Origin of the sequence: Pseudomonas sp. M47T1, assembly GCF_000263855.1 — a bacterium.
In the GTDB taxonomy this organism is placed as follows: domain Bacteria; phylum Pseudomonadota; class Gammaproteobacteria; order Pseudomonadales; family Pseudomonadaceae; genus Aquipseudomonas.
The window spans coordinates 57,056-77,418 of record NZ_AJWX01000002.1 but is presented as its reverse complement, the minus strand read 5'-3'; the positions used below and the strand labels follow the sequence as shown (position 1 = coordinate 77,418).

At 62.0% G+C, this 20,363-nt stretch carries 18 protein-coding genes; 7 read left to right on the top strand and 11 right to left on the bottom strand.

Translation table 11 applies throughout. The features are described 5' to 3' along the window. Positions 1-86: 86 nt before the first annotated feature. The 5 genes from groL to PMM47T1_RS02305 all read right to left on the bottom strand — a co-directional run bounded on the left by groL (position 87) and on the right by PMM47T1_RS02305 (position 4,886). A complete protein-coding gene (gene groL / locus PMM47T1_RS02325; RefSeq protein WP_008365435.1) occupies positions 87-1,730 on the bottom strand; it encodes a chaperonin GroEL in 1,644 nt (547 codons plus the stop codon). Between the two features lie 48 nt (positions 1,731-1,778). Further along, positions 1,779-2,072, bottom strand: coding sequence for a co-chaperone GroES (locus PMM47T1_RS02320; protein ID WP_008365433.1), 294 nt, complete (start codon positions 2,070-2,072; stop codon positions 1,779-1,781). A 345-nt stretch (positions 2,073-2,417) separates the two neighbouring features. After that, complete coding sequence (locus PMM47T1_RS02315) at positions 2,418-2,909, bottom strand: FxsA family protein (RefSeq protein ID WP_008365432.1); 492 nt, start codon at positions 2,907-2,909, stop codon at positions 2,418-2,420. Positions 2,910-2,973: 64 nt separating this feature from the next. Beyond that, positions 2,974-3,705, bottom strand: a complete 732-nt coding sequence (locus PMM47T1_RS02310) for a HugZ family pyridoxamine 5'-phosphate oxidase (RefSeq protein WP_008365431.1) — start codon at positions 3,703-3,705, stop codon at positions 2,974-2,976. Positions 3,706-3,878: 173 nt separating this feature from the next. Beyond that, positions 3,879-4,886, bottom strand: coding sequence for a DUF481 domain-containing protein (locus tag PMM47T1_RS02305; RefSeq protein WP_008365430.1), 1,008 nt, complete (start codon positions 4,884-4,886; stop codon positions 3,879-3,881). An 80-nt stretch (positions 4,887-4,966) separates the two neighbouring features. On the opposite strand from PMM47T1_RS02305, the gene PMM47T1_RS02300 reads away from it, so the two are divergent. Further along, positions 4,967-5,347, top strand: a complete 381-nt coding sequence (locus PMM47T1_RS02300) for an MGMT family protein (RefSeq protein WP_008365429.1) — start codon at positions 4,967-4,969, stop codon at positions 5,345-5,347. Positions 5,348-5,389: 42 nt separating this feature from the next. Further along, positions 5,390-6,940, top strand: a complete 1,551-nt coding sequence (locus tag PMM47T1_RS02295; protein ID WP_008365428.1) for an AmpG family muropeptide MFS transporter — start codon at positions 5,390-5,392, stop codon at positions 6,938-6,940. 169 nt (positions 6,941-7,109) lie between these two features. Here PMM47T1_RS02295 and PMM47T1_RS02290 read toward each other — a convergent pair whose 3' ends face one another. Together PMM47T1_RS02290 and PMM47T1_RS02285 are read right to left on the bottom strand one after the other, a co-directional pair. Then, on the bottom strand, positions 7,110-7,949 hold the full coding sequence (locus PMM47T1_RS02290) for a mechanosensitive ion channel family protein (protein ID WP_008365427.1): 840 nt from the start codon (positions 7,947-7,949) through the stop codon (positions 7,110-7,112). A gap of 100 nt (positions 7,950-8,049) precedes the next feature. Next, positions 8,050-8,529: a YajQ family cyclic di-GMP-binding protein gene (locus PMM47T1_RS02285; protein WP_008365426.1), complete on the bottom strand. Its 480-nt coding sequence runs from the start codon at positions 8,527-8,529 to the stop codon at positions 8,050-8,052. Between the two features lie 171 nt (positions 8,530-8,700). Here PMM47T1_RS02285 and PMM47T1_RS02280 point away from each other — a divergent pair, with 171 nt between their 5' ends. From PMM47T1_RS02280 to PMM47T1_RS02265, 4 genes are all read left to right on the top strand, one after another. Continuing rightward, the gene (locus PMM47T1_RS02280) at positions 8,701-9,651 is read left to right on the top strand and encodes a GGDEF domain-containing protein (protein ID WP_008365425.1); all 951 of its coding nucleotides are present in this window, start codon (positions 8,701-8,703) and stop codon (positions 9,649-9,651) included. Beyond that, entirely contained in the window at positions 9,651-10,571 is a 921-nt protein-coding gene (locus PMM47T1_RS02275) for a putative 2-dehydropantoate 2-reductase (protein ID WP_008365423.1), read from the top strand. Before PMM47T1_RS02280 ends, PMM47T1_RS02275 begins: the two co-directional genes overlap by 1 nt. Before the next feature lie 63 nt (positions 10,572-10,634). After that, positions 10,635-12,668 (top strand): sensor histidine kinase, encoded by a 2,034-nt coding sequence (locus PMM47T1_RS02270; RefSeq protein WP_008365422.1) that lies wholly within the window; start codon positions 10,635-10,637, stop codon positions 12,666-12,668. 3 nt (positions 12,669-12,671) lie between these two features. Continuing rightward, positions 12,672-13,235: a cob(I)yrinic acid a,c-diamide adenosyltransferase gene (locus tag PMM47T1_RS02265; RefSeq protein WP_008365420.1), complete on the top strand. Its 564-nt coding sequence runs from the start codon at positions 12,672-12,674 to the stop codon at positions 13,233-13,235. 184 nt (positions 13,236-13,419) lie between these two features. On the opposite strand, the gene PMM47T1_RS02260 is transcribed toward PMM47T1_RS02265, so the two are convergent. The 3 genes from PMM47T1_RS02260 to secA form a co-directional block, all read right to left on the bottom strand. Further along, a complete protein-coding gene (locus PMM47T1_RS02260; RefSeq protein ID WP_008365419.1) occupies positions 13,420-14,364 on the bottom strand; it encodes a Nudix family hydrolase in 945 nt (314 codons plus the stop codon). A 116-nt stretch (positions 14,365-14,480) separates the two neighbouring features. After that, the gene (gene argJ, locus PMM47T1_RS02255; protein ID WP_008365417.1) at positions 14,481-15,698 is read right to left on the bottom strand and encodes a bifunctional glutamate N-acetyltransferase/amino-acid acetyltransferase ArgJ; all 1,218 of its coding nucleotides are present in this window, start codon (positions 15,696-15,698) and stop codon (positions 14,481-14,483) included. Between the two features lie 118 nt (positions 15,699-15,816). After that, positions 15,817-18,555: a preprotein translocase subunit SecA gene (gene secA, locus PMM47T1_RS02250; RefSeq protein WP_008365415.1), complete on the bottom strand. Its 2,739-nt coding sequence runs from the start codon at positions 18,553-18,555 to the stop codon at positions 15,817-15,819. Between the two features lie 286 nt (positions 18,556-18,841). Here secA and PMM47T1_RS02245 point away from each other — a divergent pair, with 286 nt between their 5' ends. After that, positions 18,842-19,300, top strand: coding sequence for a DUF721 domain-containing protein (locus tag PMM47T1_RS02245; RefSeq protein WP_008365413.1), 459 nt, complete (start codon positions 18,842-18,844; stop codon positions 19,298-19,300). A 139-nt stretch (positions 19,301-19,439) separates the two neighbouring features. On the opposite strand, the gene lpxC is transcribed toward PMM47T1_RS02245, so the two are convergent. After that, positions 19,440-20,351 carry a UDP-3-O-acyl-N-acetylglucosamine deacetylase gene (lpxC, locus tag PMM47T1_RS02240; RefSeq protein WP_008365412.1) on the bottom strand — a complete coding sequence of 304 codons (912 nt, stop codon included), beginning with the start codon at positions 20,349-20,351 and terminating at the stop codon, positions 19,440-19,442. Positions 20,352-20,363: the final 12 nt, after the last annotated feature.

Below are 20,363 nucleotides of genomic sequence, written 5' to 3'. Positions count from 1 at the left end.
AAGGGGTCATTTTTCCGATAGCGCGTAACCACCCATAAAAAAACCCCGCACTAGGCGGGGTTCTTTTTAAAGCGGGTAAGGCTGGCTTACATCATGCCGCCCATGCCACCCATGCCGCCCATGTCAGGCATGCCGCCGCCTGCTGGAGCGTCATCCTTGATCTCGGCGATCATGGCTTCGGTGGTGATCATCAGGCTGGCGATCGAGGAAGCAGCCTGCAGTGCCGAACGGGTCACTTTGGCTGGGTCCAGGATACCCATTTCGATCATGTCGCCATATTCGCCGGTAGCAGCGTTGTAACCGAAGTTACCTTCGCCTTGCTTGACCTTGTCGACTACAACGCTTGGCTCGTCACCGGAGTTGGCAACGATCTGGCGCAGAGGTGCTTCTACAGCACGACGCAGCAGAGCGATACCTACGTCCTGGTCGGCGTTGTCGCCTTTCAGGCCAGCGATGGCTTGCAGGGAGCGGACCAGAGCCACGCCACCGCCAGGTACCACGCCTTCTTCAACGGCTGCACGGGTAGCGTGCAGGGCGTCTTCAACGCGGGCTTTCTTCTCTTTCATTTCAACTTCGGAACCAGCGCCAACCTTGATCACTGCAACGCCGCCGGACAGCTTGGCCAGGCGCTCTTGCAGTTTTTCACGGTCGTAGTCGGACGAAGTGTCGGCCACTTGCTGACGGATCTGGGTAACGCGAGCCTGGATGTCAGCCTCCACGCCAGCACCGTCGATGATGGTGGTGTTTTCTTTCGACAGCACGACGCGCTTGGCATTACCCAGGTGTTCCAGGGTAGTGCTTTCCAGGCTCAGGCCGATCTCTTCGGAGATAACGGTACCGCCGGTCAGTACGGCGATGTCCTGCAGCATGGCCTTGCGACGGTCGCCGAAGCCTGGAGCCTTCACGGCTGCAACCTTGACGATGCCACGCATGTTGTTCACAACCAGAGTCGCCAGGGCTTCGCCTTCAACGTCTTCAGCGACGATCAGCAGTGGACGGCCGGCTTTGGCAACGGCTTCCAGCACAGGCAGCATTTCGCGGATGTTGGAGATCTTCTTGTCAACCAGCAGGATCAGCGGGCCATCAAGCTCGGCAACCATGGTGTCTGGCTTGTTGACGAAGTAAGGGGACAGGTAGCCGCGGTCGAACTGCATGCCTTCAACAACCGACAGTTCGTTTTCCAGGCCCGAGCCTTCTTCAACGGTGATCACGCCCTCTTTACCGACTTTTTCCATGGCTTCGGCAATGATGTCGCCGATCGAGGAGTCGGAGTTGGCCGAAATGGTGCCGACCTGGGCAATGGCTTTCGAATCGGCACATGGCTTGGCCAGGCCTTTGAGCTCTTTGACGATGGCGATGGTCGCCTTGTCGATGCCGCGCTTGAGGTCCATCGGGTTCATGCCGGCAGCGACGGCTTTCAGGCCTTCGTTGACGATCGACTGAGCCAGAACGGTGGCGGTGGTGGTGCCGTCGCCAGCGTCATCGTTGGCACGGGAGGCAACGTCTTTGACCAGCTGCGCGCCCATGTTTTCGAAGCGATCTTTCAGCTCGATTTCTTTGGCGACGGAAACGCCGTCCTTGGTGATGGTCGGAGCGCCGAAGCTCTTCTCGATGATCACGTTACGGCCTTTCGGGCCCAGAGTCGCTTTTACCGCATCAGCCAGGACGTTTACACCGGCGAGCATTTTCTTGCGGGCGGAGTCGCCGAATTTAACTTCTTTAGCAGCCATGATCGTTTTCCTTGAATACTGGGTAGTAAAGGGAGAGCAGCGGGGTTATCAGCCTTCGATGACGGCGAGGATTTCGTTCTCGCTCATCACCAGCAGGTCTTCGCCGTCTACTTTCACAGTGTTGCTGCCGGAGTAAGGGCCAAACACGACCTTGTCGCCTACTTTCACGGCCAGCGGACGCACTTCACCGTTGTCCAGCACTCGGCCGGTACCGACCGCGATGACTTCACCACTGTTGGCTTTCTCGGCAGCCGAACCTGGCAGAACGATACCGCCAGCGGTTTTCTTTTCTTCTTCGCTGCGACGGATAACGACGCGGTCATGCAGAGGACGAAGCTTCATTGTCGATCTCTCCTAATTATGGTTTTCAGCGGCCGGTGTCGTACCGGCGTTCTGGTTTCATCCGGCGGGGCCGGTCGCGGCTTGCGGTGCAAGCCGCGGAATATTGTCTGGCAATGCCAGAAACCTTGCGGTGACCCATACATAAGGTCGCAAGAGACGATTACAAGGGCTGGGTAGAAAAAATTTTGCGGATTACGCAAACCTGTAGCCGCCGCCCAAGCCTGCGCTGGCCCCTGGGGACACTGGATATCTTCAGTGAGGCTGACGGCCAGCGCGGCCTGCGGCAGCGGCTACAGACCGGCGAAAAAAAAGGCCCCGAAGGGCCTTCTTTCCAGGCGGGATGACTCAGTCGCGTTTTTCGAATTCGCCTTCGATCACGTTAGGCTCACGCCCTACCGCGTGGTTGGCCGCGGCGCGGGCGTGACCTTCATAGGTGCGCCCGCCCTGCTGCAGGTCCTCGGCAAACGAGCGCTGGCGCGAAGCCTGCGCGCGCGCCTTGGCCTGCAGCTTGTTGCCGATCAGCTTGCGGGTGAACGGCAGCAGGCACAACAGGCCCAGCACATCGCTGATGAAGCCGGGCAACAGCAGCAGGCCGCCACCCACGGCCATCATCAGGCCCTGAAACACTTGCTCGGCGGGCAGTTCACCGCGTTGAAGGCTTTGACGGGCATTGAGGGCGGTGGCCAAGCCGGCCACCCGCACCACCAGCACGCCCAGGGCGGAACCGGCAATGATCAGCGCCAACGCCGGGAAGAACCCGATCGCCACGCTGACCTGAAAGAAGACAAAGAGCTCCAGCACCGGGAAGAGCAGGAACAACAACAGAAAAGCACGCATCTAGGTTTCCTCTACGGAAGAACGACTTCCAGTTAACCTTAGATGACGTCGATGTTTCGTGAATTCAAGCCTCGACCTGTCCAACGGTTGGCCAGGCCTGCGCGTGAGCCAGCGAAACCAGGGCCTGGCGCACCTCCAAAGGAGTGTTACAAGGCTTTTCAAAGGGCAACCAGTACAGTGCCTGGCCTATGCGCAGGTGCATGCCTTCGCTGTCGACGCCGGCCAACTGGGCCGGCTCCTGGGCGGGCAGCGCGGCCAGCTCAACATAGTGGGCGATGGCCTTGGCATGATCAGCATTCATGTGCTCGACCATGCCGGTTTCGGCCTGGCCGACAAAAGGATTGGCCAGCGTGACCTCGTCCAACCAATGAATGGCGCCGAAACCGCCGATGTAGCGATGGCGTACCGGTTCCAGCACCCAGAAATCGAAATCATGGGCGCTGTGGTAGTTGGCAGAATCCGGGAAATAGCGGTAATAACGCTGGGCGGCGACCTCGATGGCAGCCGGGTCTTCCAACTGACGGGCTTGGGCCAGTACCGTCAGGCGGCCAACGGCCTGCACGTCCTCGGCGCCCCGCTCACCCACCAGCAAGGAGCACTTGGGGTCCTTCTGCAGGTTGTGCGTGTGCTGGGCAATGCGGCTGATCAGGATCAGCGGATTGCCGTCGGCATCCAGGCAATACGGCACCACGGAGCCAAAGGGAAAGCCGGGCATGGACTTGGAGTGGGTGGACAGTACGCCACGATACTCTTTGAGCAGCAGCTCACGGGCCTGTCGCAGGGGTTTGGCGCTCACCTTGGGCTCCTTGGGGCAAATGGATGCAGCAGAGGTTAACACTGCCTAACGGCGCTTTGTAGCCGCCGCCGTCAGGCTGCGCTGCCCCTCCCTGCCCCACTGGATATCTTCCGTGAACACACAGGACAGCGCCGCCATGCGGCAGCTGCTACGGGGCCGCTGCTACCGCAAGGTTACCAAGTGACGCCAATACCGGCGGTGTAACGGCTGGTATTGAGGTCGGCGTTGCTGGAGCCGGTGACCATGTCCTTCTCGTACTTGAGGTTCAACGAGGCCCACTGGGTGACCTTGTAGCGCACGCCCACTTCCGAATCCAGACTGTAGTCGGCCACGCCACTGAGCGGCTTGCCCACTTCGCCGTTGGTGAAGAACTCGAAGGTCTTGCCGATCAGGAAACGGTTGTAAGACCATTTCAAGCCCACGGCGTAGAAGTCCGACTTGTCGCCGTCAGAGTATTCGTAAGTACTGTGGTTGAGCAGCGAACCCAGCGAAAACGCCCCCAGTTCGTCGTCCCAGAACTGGTAGCCAGGGCCGGTACCCACGGTGCGCTGCTTGGACAGGTCTTCCACGTAGTCACGCTTGACGTTGACTCGGCCCTGCCAGTACCACTTGTCGGTGATGAAGCGGTCCAGCGCGTACTCGGCGTTCCAGTTATTGGTACCCACCACCTCGTCGGTGGTCTCGCGGTTGTACTCGGCGTCCGCCGTGTGGCGCCAGCGGCCGCTGCGCGCAGAGGTTTTGAAGGCCAGGTTGTAGTCGTCGGTATCGCTGTCGGCGCGCTGGAAGTCCACTGCTGCGTCGACGTTGCCCTTCCACACCAAGTCGCCCACCACCGGTTTGGGCTTGATGATCTGCTGGATGCTGGCCAGTTCGACGGTCTTGGGCGCCTCGCCGTTCTGCAAGGTGACCTTGCCGTCGTCCGAGGCTTTCAGCGACTTGGCTTTCTCGCCGGTGTAGGCATCCTGCTTGACCAGCAGTTCCTGGTCGCTTTCCAGCGTCTTGACCTGTTTCCAGTCCAGGGCGATGGAGCCACCGTAGGGGGTATCGAGCATCAATTTGCCGCCGTCGAACACGGTGATCTTGCCGGTCAGGCGGTCGCCGTTCTTCATCCAGACAGTGTCGGCGAGGGCGGTGGTTGAGGCGCTGGCGATGGCAAGGCACAACAGGGTTCTGGACAGCATAAGCAGATTCGGGCTCAGGTTTTCGGAGGAAATCGGGCATCATCCACATGGATGGCCTTTGCGCAAGGACTGACCGGCAAATGACAGATGAGTTCATAAATCAATTGCAACAATTTGGTGACAATGTGCCCATCGATGCGGCGGCAGAACGCCGAACGGCGTTGTACACGGTGCTTTCCCAAGTGCCTGAAGGCAAGGTCGTGACCTACGGCCAACTGGCCGACATGGCCGGCCTGGTGCGCACTGCGCGCTGGGTGGGGCGCACCTTGAGCCAGTTGCCGGAGGGCAGCCAACTGCCTTGGCACCGGGTTATAGGTGCCGGTGGTCGGATAAGTCTGGCTGCCGGAACCGTCGGCGGTGAAGAGCAGCGGGCGCGTTTACGCGCCGAAGGCGTTAATTTCATGAATAATCGCGTGGATATCCGTCGCCATGGCTGGCGCCCCATGGACCCTAACGGTTAGAGTGCGCGCTTTGTTTTCGTAAACTGAGGCAGATTCCAGCCCATGCCCCGTAAAACCTGGCGCGCCGCGCTCGCCGCATATGCCAGCCCTTCGACGCTTGTCCTGTTGCTGCTCGGTTTCGCCGCCGGCCTTCCGTACATGCTGGTGTTCTCCACCCTCTCCGTCTGGCTGCGTGAAGCCGGCGTTGCCCGCGAGACCATCGGCTATGCCAGCCTGATCGGCCTGGCCTATGCCTTCAAATGGGTATGGTCGCCCCTGCTGGACCAATGGCGCCTGCCATTCCTGGCCAGGATGGGCCGTCGCCGCTCCTGGTTGGTGCTGGCCCAGTCGCTGGTGATCATCGGCCTGATCGGCATGAGTTTCTGCGACCCGCAAAAGCACCTGTCCTGGCTGATTGCCATTGCGGTGATGGTGGCTTTCGCCTCGGCGACACAAGACATCGCCGTAGACGCCTATCGCCTGGAAATAGCCGAAGACAACACCCAGGCCGCCCTGGCCGCCAGCTACATGGCCGGCTACCGCATCGCCGCGCTGCTGGCCACCGCCGGCGCGCTGTTCTTCGCCGAGGCCTTCGGTTCCACCGGCTATGCCTACATGCACAAGGCCTGGGCCGGTACCTACATGCTGTTCGGGGTGCTGATGGTGCCCGCGCTGATCACCACACTGGTCATGCGCGAGCCGGCCGTGCCACTGCGCACCCAACTGTCGGCTGGGCGCTACAAGTTCGGCCATCAACTGATGTCGGTGTTCGTGCTGATCATTCTGCTGATCTCGGTGCCGGCAATGTTCACCCAGTTGTACAACACTGACTTCGCCAGCGTGATCTTCCACGGCGAAAGCCTGGTGGACCTGCTGCTGACCGACCGCGCCTTCCTGCGCGCCATTCTCTACATCATCCTCACTGCGCTGTGCCTGTCGTCCATGGGCCGTCGAGGCCTGGCGCCAGTACTGACCCCGGTCAGCGACTTCGTGGTGCGCTACCGTTGGCAGGCGTTGCTGCTGCTGGGCCTGATTGCCACGTACCGCATGTCCGACACGGTCATGGGCGTCATGGCCAACGTGTTCTACATCGATCAGGGCTTCACCAAGGACCAGATCGCCAGCGTCAGCAAGATCTTTGGCCTGGTGATGACATTGCTGGGGGCGGGGGTGGGCGGCCTGTTGATTGTGCGGTTCGGCATCCTGCCGATCCTGTTCGTCGGCGGCGTGGCGTCGGCGGGCACCAACCTGCTGTTCCTGATGCTGGCGGACATGGGCCCGAACCTGAAGATGCTGATCGTGACCATCTCGCTGGACAACTTCAGTTCAGGCATGGCCACCTCGGCGTTCGTGGCCTACCTGTCGAGCCTTACCAACCTGAAGTTCTCGGCCACGCAATACGCGCTGCTCAGCTCCATCATGCTGCTGTTGCCGCGCCTGATCGGTGGTTATTCAGGGGTGATGGTGGAGAAGTTCGGCTACCACAACTTCTTCCTGATCACCGCTGTGCTGGGCGTGCCCACGCTGTTCCTGATTGCCTTGCACTGGCATCAGGAAAGCCGTGGCAACCGCATGGAAGCGGTAGAACAAGAGACTGCAGCAGACAAATCGTAACCGTTACTGCTCCTGTGGGCGCGGGCTCTGCCCGCGAAACAGACAACGCAGGGTGACAGGCACTGCGCGGTGCTCTTTTCGCGGGTAGAACCCGCTCCCACAAGACCGTTGGGGCCCAAACCGCCGGTGTCCGTAAAAAAGGGAGATCATTCGATCTCCCTTTTTTTGTTTACTGCGCGGGTTCCGACACCACGCGCACCACGCGCTGCGGGAACGGGATGTCGATGTTCGCGGCACGCAACCGGTCGCGGATCTCGGCGTTGATCATGTTGGTGACCCCGCCCATGTCCGACGTATTCACCCACATGCGTAACGACACAGTGATGGCGCTGTCGCCCAGCGCGGCAACCACGGCTTCCGGTGCCGGGCTTTCCAGCACGCGCGGATCCTTGGCCAGGTCCAGGAGAATTTCCCGGGCCTTCTGCAGGTCGGCATCGTAGTCCACGCCAATGTCGTAGGTGATCTTGCGCGTGGGCTGACGGTTGGTGTTGGTGATGATGCCATTGGACAGCGGGCCGTTGGGCAGGATCACGGTCTTGTTGTCACCGGTGCGCAGCACGGTGTGGAAGATCATGATGTTGTCCACGGTGCCCTGCACGCCCTGGGCTTCGATCCAGTCGCCAATGCGGAACGGGCGGAACAGCAGAATCAGCACGCCACCGGCGAAGTTCGCCAGGCTGCCCTGCAGCGCCAGGCCAATGGCCAGGCCGGCAGCACCAATGGCGGCCACGAAGGAAGTGGTCTCGATGCCGATCATCGACGCCACGCTGACAATCAGCATCACCTTCAGCGCAATGTTTGCCAGGCTGCTGATGAAGCCCTGCAGGGCCAGGTCGGCATGACGCATGGCCAACAGCTTGCCCACGCGTGCGGTCAACTGGTTGATCAGCCACCAGCCTACGGTCAGGGTCACCACCGCCAGCAGCACGCGGCTGCTGTACTGCATGATCATCGGAACCCAGGTCTGGGACTTCTGGACGAGTTGATCCACTTCTGCGTTTACATCCATAAGGCTCTCCTAATGCCGGTTGGCGCAATCGATTCACCCGCGCCACGGGAGTGGGACGCCGCGGTCCCCCCACAGGTTCCCGGCAACGTCCCCCCGCCAATCAGTCGCGAAAGTTGTTGAACTGCAGCGGCATGTCGAATTCCTTGGCCCGCAGCGCGGCGATGGCCTCTTGCAAGTCGTCGCGTTTCTTGCCGGTAACCCGCACTTGCTCGCCCTGGATGGCGGCCTGCACCTTGAGCTTGGCGTCCTTGATGTGGGCGACGATTTTTTTCGCCAGTTCCTTGTCGATGCCTTCGCGCAGGCTGGCTTCCTGCTTCATCACTTTGCCCGAGGCATAGGCGTCCTTCACTTCCAGGCACTTGACGTCGAGCTTGCGCTTGACCAGGGCCAGCTTGAGGATCTCGATCATGGCTTCGAGCTGGAATTCGGCCTCGGCGGTCAGGGTGACGGTCAACTCCTTGAATTCGAAGGTGCCTTTGCCTTTCAGGTCATAGCGACGGTCCAGTTCCTTGACCGCGTTTTCAACCGCGTTGGTCACTTCGTGCTTGTCCAGCTCGGACACTACGTCGAACGAGGGCATGTAAAATTCTCCAAAAAAAATGGCGCAGCTCGGTAAAGATGGAGCACGCCTGGCTTGACGGTTAAAATGCGAGGTCATTATAACGGTTGCCAGCACCGCACAACGCCCCTTCCTGTGCGAAGTTCGACCCAGGCAGTGGCAGATTGTCCTTCCTCCTCACGTGAGTCGCGTATGCCGAACCCGAATTTGAGCATTGTGCTGGTCCAGGATGATCCCGAAAGGGCCGCGACGCTGACAACACTGCTGCACCACGCCGGTTGCCAGGACGTGCGCTACTGCACCCACGCCGACGCCCTGGCCCGCCAGGAACAGCAGCCGGCCAGCCTGATGCTGCTCGAAGGCGAACCGGGCCTGGCGTTGGCGTCACGGGTGCGCCAGTTCGACGAAATGGGCGAGCACTACACCTACATCCTGCTGATCAGCGAGCGCAACGCCAGCGAACTGCTGGACGACACTGCCGACCTGGGCATCGACGACGTTATCGCGCCCAACGCCCTGGCCGAGCTGCTGCCCGCCCGCCTGCATGCCGCCGAGCGCCTGTACAACATCGTGCAGCGCCTGCGCCAGGAAAACAGCCTGCTGCGCCAGAACATCGCCAGCCTGGAACAGCGCAACCTGGTGGACTCGCTCACCGGCCTTGGCAACGCCCGCTACCTGCGCCAGAAACTCACCGACAGCCTGCGCCAGATCCAGGCCCGGGGCGGCGCCCTGTGCTACCTGCTGATTGGCCTGCAAAACGCCGACCAGTTGCAGCGCGAACACGGCACCGACCGCTACGACGAACTGCTGCAAGGCGTGGCCAGGCGTCTGCAACAGATGGTGCGGCCGCTGGACGTGCTCGGCCGCCTGGACGACCAGCACTTCGTTTTGCTGACCCTGCCAGCAGACTTGCAGGAATGTGCGCCCAGCAGCTTCAAGCGCCTGCATGACGGCTTGAACCTCAAGGCCTTCATGACCAGCAGCGGCGCCATCGACGTGGTGGCCGGCATCAGCCTGATTGGTGCCGACGGCAAAAGCCTGCCGCAAACGCCGCAAGCACTGTTCGACGAAGCCCGGGCGTTGCTTGGCCAGTCCTACGACAGCGGCCTGGTCAGCGCCAAGCGCCTGCCGGTGCGCGGCTGATGGCCGCGCTGCCCTGGCATGTGCTGGGCGCCGGCAGCCTGGGCACTCTGTGGGCGTGCCGCTTGGCCCGCCAGGGATTGCCCGTGACACTGATACTGCGCGACGCCTCGCGGCTGCGCAGTTACCAGGCCGCAGGTGGCCTGACCCTGATCGAGCAGGACAAGACCCAGCTTTACCCGCTGGCCGCCGAAACCTTCGACAGCCAGGCGCCCATTCAGCGCCTGCTGGTGGCCTGCAAGGCCTATGACGCCGAACACGTGGTGGCCCGCCTTGGCCCGCGCCTGGCCCCGGGCGCCGAAGTGATCCTGTTGCAGAACGGCCTGGGCAGCCAGGCCGCCGTAGCCGCGGCGGTGCCCCAGGCGCGTTGTATCTTCGCCTCCAGCACCGAGGGGGCGTTTCGTGCCAGGGACTGGCAGGTGACCTTCGCCGGCCACGGTTTCACCTGGCTCGGCGACCCGGCCAACCCGGCCGCGCCGGGCTGGCTCGACGAATTGACCGCCAGCGGCATTCCCCACCAGTGGACCGTTGACATCCTCACACGGCTGTGGCGCAAGCTGGCACTCAACTGCGCCATCAACCCGCTGACCGTGTTGCATGACTGCCGTAATGGCGACCTGCAACAGCATCCGGCGCAAATCGCCACCCTGTGCGCCGAACTGGCCGAACTGCTGGAGCACTGTGGCCAGCCCGAGGCCGCTGTGGACCTGCACGGCGAAGTGCTGCGGGTGATTCAGGCGACGACGGCGAACTTCTCCTCCATGCACCAGGACGTCAGCCAGGGCCGGCGCACCGAGATCAGCTACCTGCTGGGCTATGCCTGCGCCGCGGCCGTGCGCCATCAGCGCAGCCTGCCGCACTTGAAACAACTGCATGCGCGCCTGGTCCAACATCTGCAGGCCGCCGGCCTGCCCAGCGTCTGAAGGCACCCCTGCGCTTTGATACACTCAAGGCTGAACGCCCTTTCCCGAAAGACGGACTCGTCGATGCCATTGCGCCAGCGCCTTGAAAACCTGCCGGTGGGGCAGAAACTGCTCGCCGCCCTGCTGGTCCTGCTGACCACCGTGCTGTTGGTGGCCAACCTGACCTTCATCAGCGCGGCCTACTGGATCTCCCAGGAAAGCATGGCCCCCCAGGCACTGCAGACCATCGGCAAGCTTGTCACCAACCCGGCCCTGGCCATCGAGGCGCTGGACTCGCCGCAAAGCGCCCAGGCCCTGCTGGAGGAGCTCAACAGCTATTCGCCCCTGCGCGCGGCAGCGGTGTACGACACCGACGGCAAATTGCTCGCACAACTGCAGCATGGCCAGCAACTCAAGGTGCCCGAGCATTACCGAAACATGGAAAAGTGGCGCCAGATCGAATTTCGCAGCACCCAGCTGGTGAACCTGCCTCGCAGCGGCAAACCGCCTGGCCACCTGCTGCTGGTAGCCAGCAGCGAACTGCCCATGGCCTTCTACACCGGCACTCTCACCGCCAGCCTGGGCATTCTGGTGTTCAGCGTGCTGCTGTGGCTGGTGATCGCGCGCCAGATCAAGCGCCTGATCACCAAGCCCATCTACCAGTTGGAAGAACTGTCACGCCAGGTGACGCGCGAAGAGAACTACGCCCTGCGCGCCGCCCCTGGCAACCACGACGAAATCGGCAGCCTGGCCGAGGCCTTCAACACCATGCTGTCGCGCATCGAAGCCCGCGAGCAGCAACTCAAGCGTGCCCGCGACGACTCCCAGGCCGCCTATGACCAGGCCCAGGGCCTGGCGGAAGAAACCCGGCACACCAACCGCAAGTTGGAACTGGAAGTGCAGGTGCGCAGCAAGATCGAGAAAAAACTCACGGGGTTCCAGAACTACCTCAACAGCATCATCGACTCCATGCCCTCGGCACTCATCGCCCTGGACGAGCAGTTGTACGTCACCCAGTGGAATCAGGAGGCCAGCGCGCTGTCTGGCACCCCGCTGGACGAGGCGCTGAACCAGCCGATTTTCCTCGCCTTCGAGCCACTGAAGCCGTTCCTGCCGGAGCTGAAGAACACCGTGGAACGCCACTCCGTGGCCAAGATCGAACGGGTCACCTGGGTCAAGGACGACGTCACGCACCATTACGCCCTGACGTTCTACCCGCTGATGGGCGGCGCCGGGCGCGGCGTGGTGATCCGTATCGATGACATCAGCCAGCGCCTGTCCATGGAAGAAATGATGGTGCAATCGGAGAAAATGCTCTCGGTAGGCGGCCTGGCCGCAGGCATGGCCCACGAGATCAATAACCCGCTGGGCGCCATCCTGCACAACGTGCAGAACGTGCGGCGGCGCCTGTCACCGGAGCTGGCACGCAACCTGGAAGCTGCCGCCGAAGCCGGCATCGACCTGGCCACGGTGAACCGCTACCTGCATAACCGCGAGATCCCGCAACTGCTGGACGGCATCCAGCAGGCCGGAGCCCGGGCGGCGAAGATCGTTACCCACATGCTCAGTTTCAGCCGCCGCAGCAATCGGCAACTGGCGCCGTGCGACCTGCCGGCGCTGATCGACCAGGCGGTGGAAATCGCCGGCAACGACTTCGACCTGGCCATCGGCTTCGACTTCAAGGGCCAGAATATCATCCGCCAGTTCGACCCCAACCTGGGGCCGGTGCCCGGCACGGCCAACGAGCTTGAACAAGTGTTGCTCAACCTGCTGAAGAACGCCGCCCAGGCCATTCACCAACGTCCGGAAGGCAGCGAAGCCGGCCGTATCACCCTGCGCACCCGGCTAAACCCGCCGTGGGCGGAAATACAGGTGGAAGACAACGGCATCGGCATGCCCGAACAGGTGCGCAAGCGCACCTTCGAGCCCTTCTTCACCACCAAGGAGATTGGCCAGGGCACGGGGCTGGGGCTGTCGGTTTCCTATTTCATCGTCACCAACAACCACAAGGGCCAGATGGAGGTACAGTCCACGCCCGGCCTGGGCACCTGTTTCACCTTGCGCCTGCCGCTTACAGCCAGTACGGTGCCGGCCACCCTCTTGACCTCGGAGACATAAGACATGGGCTTTCGCTTGTCGAAGATCTACACCCGCACCGGCGACAAGGGCGAGACCGGCCTGGGCGACGGCCGCCGGGTTGGCAAGGACCACCCCCGAGTGGAAGCCATTGGCGAGGTGGACACGCTCAACAGCCAGCTAGGCCTGCTGCTGGCCGGCTGCGCCGAGGACTCACGCCTGAGCGAGGTGCTGGAAGCCTTGGCGCCGTGCCAGCATCGGTTGTTCGACCTGGGCGGCGAGTTGGCGATGCCGGCTTACCAGGCGCTGAACGCGGCTGAGGTAGAGCGCCTGGAACAGGTGATCGACCTTTGGAATGAAGAGCTCGGCCCGCTGGAAAACTTCATCCTGCCGGGTGGGTCGGCGTTGATTGCCCAGGCCCACGTGTGTCGCAGCCTGGCACGCACTGCCGAGCGCCGCTGCCAGCATTTGAATGCCGTGGAGCCGCTGGGCGGCGTGGGCTTGGCCTACATCAACCGGCTGTCGGACCTGCTGTTCGTGGCCGCGCGAATCATCGCCCGCCGCCAGGGCGTGGCGGAAATCCTCTGGCAGCCTGCCGCAAAACCCTGAACCACCCCGGCAATGCCTGATACACCCCATCGCAAGACGCACGGAGCTGCCGCAGGCTGCGAAAAGGTCTGCAGGACCTTCAGCGGTGTCATATCGATCGCGGGCACGCTGTGCGCGCCTTCGCAGCCTGGCGGCGGATGGCCGGCTCGCAGCCTGACGGCAGCTCCGACATCAACCTCGCAGGTTAGACGTCGGGCCAGAACGCGCGGATGCCGGCCACGCCCTGGGCGCCGATGTCCCAGGCACGCGCCTTGTCCGCAGGGCCCACGCCACCGAGCAGAAACACTGGGTAGGTAAAGCCTGCGATCAATTGCGCCGCCTTGTCCCAGCCCAGCGGCTGGGCGTCGGGGTGGGTCTGGGTGGCCTGCACCGGCGACAGGGTGACGAAGTCAGCACCCATCTGCTGTGCCAGCGCCAGCTCTTCGGCGTTATGGCACGACGCAGCCAACAGCCGCTCGCGCGGGAATGGCCGGCCCTTGCTGGCGTATTTGCGCAGCTGTTCGGCCGTAAGATGCCAGCCGGCCGACGGGAAGTCGCCCAGCCACTCCAGCGGCCCCTTGAGCATCAATTGCGCCTTGCCCGCGCACAACCCCACCGCATCCACCGCCAGGTCGCGGTATTTCGGGTCGTAGCCGTTGGGAGCACGCAGTTGCACCAGGCGCGCGCCGTGGGCGATGGCCTTTTGCAGGCCGCGCAGCAGCTCGGGCGTTTCCAGGCCTTCGGGGGTAATCAGGTATTCACTGGCCAGCCCCGCCGCCTTGACGATCGGCCGGTTGGCTTCGGGAAATTCGTAATTGGGCAGCTCACGGGCAGTGACCCAGGCCAGCGGCTGGCCTTCGGCACCGTGGGGCTCGCCGGTGAACGCGGTGACTTCCCAGACGTCCAGCAGCACCTGCTTGTCGGGGTAGTCGTGTTGCACTTTGATCAACGGGCGCGCCGTGGTGACGCTGATGCCCAGCTCTTCGGCCAGCTCGCGGGACAGCGCGGCGCGTACGCCCTCGCCCTCCTCGACCTTGCCACCAGGAAACTCCCACAGGCCACCCTGGTGCTGGGTGTCGGCCCGACGAGCGATGAGGATACGGTTATCGGCGCCACGGATGACGGCGGCAGCTACATGAATGCGTTTCACGGTTCCTCCCTAGGACCGCGTCGCGCCATTCCCGGGCAAAGCCCGGTACTACAGGTATTGCGCAATCGTGTAGGACCGGGCCGTGCCCGGGAATGGAGCGACGCAGACATCAAGCCTTACGTACGGTATTCGGCGTTGATTTTCACGTATTCGTGGGACAGGTCGGTGGTCCAGATGGTTTCGCTGCACTCACCACGGCCCAGTTCGATACGAATGGTGATTTCTTCACGCGCCATCACTGCCGAGCCCTGCTCTTCGGTGTAGGTGGCCGAACGGCCGCCACGGCTGGCGATGCACACCTCGCCCAGGTACACGTCGATCAGGCTGACGTCCAGGTTCGGCACGCCGGCACGGCCCACGGCTGCCAGGATACGGCCCCAATTGGGGTCGGAGGCGAACAGCGCGGTCTTGATCAGTGGCGAATGAGCCACGGCATAACCGACGTCCAGACACTCCTGATGATTACCACCACCGTTGACCTGCACGGTCACGAACTTGGTCGCGCCTTCGCCGTCACGGACGATGGCCTGGGCCACTTCCATGCACACTTCGAACACGGCCTTTTTCAGCGCTTCGAACAACGCGCCGCGGGCTTCGGTGACTTCCGGCAGGTTGGCCTGGCCGGTAGCGATCAGCATGCAGCAGTCGTTGGTGGAGGTGTCACCGTCGATGGTGATGCGGTTGAACGACTTGTTGGCGCCGTCCAGGATCAGGTCCTTGAGCACCGCCGGGGCAACCTTGGCGTCGGTGGCGATATAGCCCAGCATGGTGGCCATGTTCGGACGAATCATGCCCGCACCCTTGCTGATGCCGGTGACGGTGATGGTAACACCATCGATCACGAACTGGCGGCTGGCGCCCTTGGGCAAGGTGTCGGTGGTCATGATGCCAGTGGCAGCAGCGGCCCAGTTGTCGACCGAAAGGTCGTCCAGCGCCGCTTGCAGGGCGCCTTCGATCTTCTCGACCGGCAGCGGCTCACCGATCACGCCGGTGGAGAACGGCAGTACGGCACTGGCGTCCACGCCAGTCAGTTTGGCCAGGCTGGCGCAGGTGCGCTCGGCAGCCACCAGGCCAGGCTCGCCGGTACCGGCGTTGGCATTGCCGGTGTTGGTCAGCAGGTAACGCACCGTGCCCTGCACGCGCTGCTTGGCGATGATCACCGGTGCGGCGCAAAACGCGTTCAGGGTGAACACACCGGCCACACTCGAACCTTCGGCGCAGCGCATGACCACGACGTCCTTGCGCCCAGGGCGCTTGATGCCCGCCGAAGCGATGCCAAGCTCGAAACCAGCAACCGGGTGCAACGTCGGCAAAGGACCCAGACCAACAGCCATGAGAACACTCCTGGAAAATACAGACGCCGTATTCCAACACACGGCGTTAACGATGGAAAAACGCCGCGACGGCTGGAAGCCGGTCGCGGCGCGGATGTTTCAGGTCAGAACCGGATCGTCAGTTGATCTGGCCGTGACAGTGCTTGAACTTCTTGCCCGAACCACACCAGCACAGTTCGTTGCGGCCCAGCTTCTGGTCGTTGCGCACCGGGGCGGTGGCCACGGCCAGGTCTTCACCCTCATCGGCTACTAGTTGCGGCGCGTCCAGGCCAGGAGCCTCGGCGTGTTCGAACTGCATGCGGGCGGCCAATTCCTCGGCCTCGCGGCGCAGGCGTGCTTCTTCTTCGGCCGGGTCTTCGCGGCGAACCTGAACGTGTGACAGAACGCGAATGGTGTCGCGCTTGATCGAGTCCAGCAGTTCCTGGAACAGGGTAAACGACTCGCGCTTGTATTCCTGCTTCGGGTTCTTCTGGGCATAGCCACGCAGGTGGATACCGTGACGCAGGTGGTCCATGGTCTGCAGGTGATCTTTCCACAGGTCGTCCAGCACCCGCAGCAGGATCTGCTTCTCGAACGTACGCAGGGCATCGGCGCTGGCCTGCTCTTCCTTGTCGTTGTAGGCAGCCAGCAACTCGGCCAGCAGCTTCTCGCGCAAGGTTTCTTCGTACAGGTGATCGTCTTCGTCCAGCCATTGCTGGATAGGCAGCTTCACGCCGAAGTCGTTCAGCAGGGCCGCTTCCAGGCCAGCCACATCCCACTGCTCGGGAAGCGACTGTGGCGCAATGTGGGCGCTGACGGTGCTGTCCAGCACTTCCTGGCGAAACTCGGCGATGGTGTCGCCAATGTTCTCGGCCGCCAGCAGGCTGTTACGCATATGGTAAATCACTTTACGCTGTTCGTTGGCGACGTCGTCGAACTCCAGCAATTGCTTGCGGATATCGAAGTTGCGGCCTTCAACCTTGCGCTGCGCTTTCTCGATGGCGTTGGTCACCATGCGATGCTCGATGGCCTCGCCGGACTGCATGCCCAGGGCCTTCATGAAGTTTTTCACCCGGTCAGAGGCGAAGATGCGCATCAGGCTGTCTTCCAGCGACAGGTAGAAACGGCTCGAACCGCTGTCACCCTGACGGCCGGCACGGCCACGCAGCTGGTTGTCGATACGGCGCGATTCGTGACGCTCGGAGGCGATCACGTGCAGGCCGCCGGACTCCAGCACCTGCTGGTGACGCTTCTGCCAGTCGGCCTTGATCTGGGCGATCTGCTCGGGGGTGGCGTCTTCCAGGGAAGCCACTTCCACTTCCCAATTGCCGCCCAGCAGGATGTCGGTACCACGACCGGCCATGTTGGTGGCGATGGTCAACGCGCCTGGGCGGCCGGCCTGGGCGATGATCTCGGCTTCCTTTTCGTGGAACTTGGCGTTCAGGACCTTGTGCTCGATGCCTTCCTTGTTGAGCAGGCTGGACATGTGCTCGGACGTTTCGATGGTGGCCGTACCCACCAGGACCGGACGGCCCTGGGCCATGCTTTCCTTGATGTCGGTGACGATGGCGGCGTACTTCTCATCCGCGGTCAGGTAGACCAGGTCGTTGAAGTCCTTACGCGCCAGCGGCTTGTTCGGCGGGATCACCATGACCGACAGGGTATAGATCTGGTGGAACTCGAACGCCTCGGTGTCAGCGGTACCGGTCATGCCGGACAGCTTGTTGTACAGGCGGAAATAGTTCTGGAACGTGGTCGAGGCCAAGGTCTGGCTTTCGGCCTGGATGTTCAGGTTTTCCTTGGCCTCGATGGCCTGGTGCAGGCCTTCGGACAGGCGACGGCCCGGCATGGTACGGCCGGTGTGCTCGTCAACCAGCAGGATCTGACCGTCCTGGACAATGTATTCGACGTTGCGGTGGAACAACTTGTGTGCGCGCAGGCCGGCATAGACATGGGTCAACAGGCCCAGGTTGTGCGCCGAATACAGGCTTTCGCCTTCGGCCAGCAGGCCGACGCGGGTGAGCATTTCCTCGACGAACTGGTGACCGGCTTCGTTCATTTCCACCTGGCGAGTTTTCTCGTCCACGGTGTAGTGACCGGCCTTGGTGACCTGGCCTTCCACTTCCTCGATGTGCTGCTCAAGGCTTGGGATAAGGCGGTTGATCTCGGTGTACAGCTTGGAGCTGTCCTCGGCCTGGCCGGAGATGATCAGCGGCGTACGCGCTTCGTCGATGAGGATGGAGTCGACTTCGTCGATCACGGCGAAATTCAGTTCACGCTGGAACTTCTCTTCCAGGCTGAAGGCCATGTTGTCGCGCAGGTAGTCGAAACCGAACTCGTTGTTGGTGCCGTAGGTGATGTCGGCGGCGTAGGCAGAGCGTTTTTCTTCTGGCGGCGCGAAAGGCGTGACGACGCCCACGGACAGACCGAGGAATTCGTACAGCGGACGCATCCAGTTGGCGTCGCGGCGAGCCAGGTAGTCGTTGACGGTCACCACGTGCACGCCCTTGCCGGACAGTGCATTGAGGTACACGGCCAGGGTAGCGACCAAAGTCTTGCCCTCACCGGTGCGCATTTCGGCGATCATGCCTTCATGCAGCGTCATGCCACCAATGAGCTGGACGTCGAAGTGGCGCATGCCCATGACACGCTTGCCTGCTTCGCGGCATACCGCAAAGGCTTCTGGCAGAAGCTTGTCGAGGGTCTCGCCTTTTGCCAGGCGGGCCTTGAACTCCTCGGTCTTGGCGCGCAGCTGCTCGTCCGAGAGGGCCACCATTTGCTCTTCGAAGGCATTGACGATCTGTACCGTCTTGAGCATGCGTTTGACTTCACGCTCGTTCTTGCTTCCAAAAAGTTTCTTTAACAAAGGCGCAAACATATCGGCAGGATCTTCCACACGTAGGGATGGAGGGCGGCCCCGTGAGTCGCCCGTGCAGCCCTCATGGCCGCATGCGAACGAGCATTCTACCCGGAAACGGCGAGGAGGAAAGTGGCGTTATTTCCACGATGCTGGCACAGCGCTTTGACGGGGCTTTTTTACAATAAGGCCTTTTTTCTCAACTTCAACCCATCCAGTGCAGAAGTTATGTAACCGAACGGGTGATTGCGGCTCGAAACAGGCGGTTTCTGCTACCATGGCGGCTCTGTAACTTCAGGTTTCCCCCATGGCATTTCGCCCCCTCCCCGCCCGGGCGCCCGCCGTTCTGCTGCGCGAGGCCAAGCCCCTCAAGGCGCTGTTCGGCCACGCCCAGCGCCTCGCGCACCTGCAACGATTGTTCGAAAGCCAGCTGCAGCCGGCTGCGCGCGAACACTGCTACGTGGCGTCGTGGCGCGAGGGATACCTGCTGCTTATTGTCACTGATGGCCATTGGGCTACAAGGTTGCGGTACCAGCAGAAACGCCTGCTACGCGACCTGCAGGCCTTGCCCGAATTCGCAGGCCTGACGCGGATTCAATTCCAGGTGCGGCCAAGCACCGTGCAACGCAGCTTGGCCGGGCGCAACTTCGACCTGTCCAGCAGCGCGGCAGAGAGCCTGCAGTCCATTGCCGAAGGCATCACCGACCCCAAGCTCAAGGCGGCGCTGGAGCGTCTTGCGGCACATGCGGGCAAGCCGAAAGCCTGAAGGCATTGCTGTTGCTGTCAGCTTTTGACGTGGGTGGTGATCTTGCTTTTGCCGTTGGCCCTGTTGGCCATTCGTGAGGGCTATAAAAAAGGCCACCCTAAGGTGGCCTCAATAACATCTAGAGAAGAGAGTGTTCGACTTACACTGCCGCCACGGGACGCATGTAAGAGATCGGTGCCGTACTGGCATCTTCGAATGTCACCACTTCCCAGGCATCCTTCTGCTCGATGAGCTTGCGCAGGAGCTGGTTGTTCAGCGCATGGCCGGACTTGAAGCCACGGAACTCACCAATCAGGCTGTTGCCCAGCAGGTAAAGGTCACCGATGGCATCGAGGATCTTGTGCTTGACGAATTCGTCTTCGTAGCGAAGACCGTCTTCGTTCAGCACGCCGTCCTTGTCCACGACAATGGCGTTTTCAACGCTGCCGCCGAGTGCGAGGTTGTGCTTGCGCAGGTACTCGATGTCACTCATGAAACCAAAGGTGCGGGCGCGGCTGACTTCCTTCACGAAGGACGTGCTGGAAAAGTCGACGCTTGCGCTTTGGGTGCGGTTGCGGAATACCGGGTGATCGAAATCGATCTCGAAACTCACCTTGAACCCGTCGAATGGCACGAAAGTGGCGCGCTTGTCGCCGTCTTCCACTGTCACTTCGCGCAGGATGCGGATGAACTTCTTGGCTGCGTCCTGTTCTTCCAGGCCGGCAGATTGAATCAGGAATACGAAGGGTCCTGCACTACCATCCATGATCGGGACTTCGGACGCGGAGAGCTCGACGTAGGCGTTATCGATGCCCAGGCCAGCCATGGCCGAGAGCAAGTGCTCAACCGTGTCTACCTTGGTATCGCCGTTGACCAGAGTGGTCGACATCGTGGTCTCGCCGACATTTTCCGCACGCGCAGGAATCTGCACCATTGGATCCAGGTCGGCACGACAGAAAACGATGCCAGTATCCACGGGAGCCGGCTTGAGGGTCAGGTATACCTTCTCCCCAGAGTGCAGGCCGACACCGGTGGCACGGATAATATTCTTCAGGGTGCGTTGTTTAATCATGGCATTGGCCGC

Bases quoted from the DNA above. Each gene is read 5' to 3' on its own strand.
- groL (WP_008365435.1), bottom strand. From the start codon at position 1,730: ATGGCTGCTAAAGAAGTTAAATTCGGCGACTCCGCCCGCAAGAAAATG.
- PMM47T1_RS02320 (WP_008365433.1), bottom strand. From the start codon at position 2,072: ATGAAGCTTCGTCCTCTGCATGACCGCGTCGTTATCCGTCGCAGCGAA.
- PMM47T1_RS02315 (WP_008365432.1), bottom strand. From the start codon at position 2,909: ATGCGTGCTTTTCTGTTGTTGTTCCTGCTCTTCCCGGTGCTGGAGCTC.
- PMM47T1_RS02305 (WP_008365430.1), bottom strand. From the start codon at position 4,886: ATGCTGTCCAGAACCCTGTTGTGCCTTGCCATCGCCAGCGCCTCAACC.
- PMM47T1_RS02300 (WP_008365429.1), top strand. From the start codon at position 4,967: ATGACAGATGAGTTCATAAATCAATTGCAACAATTTGGTGACAATGTG.
- PMM47T1_RS02295 (WP_008365428.1), top strand. From the start codon at position 5,390: ATGCCCCGTAAAACCTGGCGCGCCGCGCTCGCCGCATATGCCAGCCCT.
- PMM47T1_RS02290 (WP_008365427.1), bottom strand. From the start codon at position 7,949: ATGGATGTAAACGCAGAAGTGGATCAACTCGTCCAGAAGTCCCAGACC.
- PMM47T1_RS02285 (WP_008365426.1), bottom strand. From the start codon at position 8,529: ATGCCCTCGTTCGACGTAGTGTCCGAGCTGGACAAGCACGAAGTGACC.
- PMM47T1_RS02280 (WP_008365425.1), top strand. From the start codon at position 8,701: ATGCCGAACCCGAATTTGAGCATTGTGCTGGTCCAGGATGATCCCGAA.
- PMM47T1_RS02275 (WP_008365423.1), top strand. From the start codon at position 9,651: ATGGCCGCGCTGCCCTGGCATGTGCTGGGCGCCGGCAGCCTGGGCACT.
- PMM47T1_RS02270 (WP_008365422.1), top strand. From the start codon at position 10,635: ATGCCATTGCGCCAGCGCCTTGAAAACCTGCCGGTGGGGCAGAAACTG.
- PMM47T1_RS02265 (WP_008365420.1), top strand. From the start codon at position 12,672: ATGGGCTTTCGCTTGTCGAAGATCTACACCCGCACCGGCGACAAGGGC.
- argJ (WP_008365417.1), bottom strand. From the start codon at position 15,698: ATGGCTGTTGGTCTGGGTCCTTTGCCGACGTTGCACCCGGTTGCTGGT.
- secA (WP_008365415.1), bottom strand. From the start codon at position 18,555: ATGTTTGCGCCTTTGTTAAAGAAACTTTTTGGAAGCAAGAACGAGCGT.
- PMM47T1_RS02245 (WP_008365413.1), top strand. From the start codon at position 18,842: ATGGCATTTCGCCCCCTCCCCGCCCGGGCGCCCGCCGTTCTGCTGCGC.
- lpxC (WP_008365412.1), bottom strand. From the start codon at position 20,351: ATGATTAAACAACGCACCCTGAAGAATATTATCCGTGCCACCGGTGTC.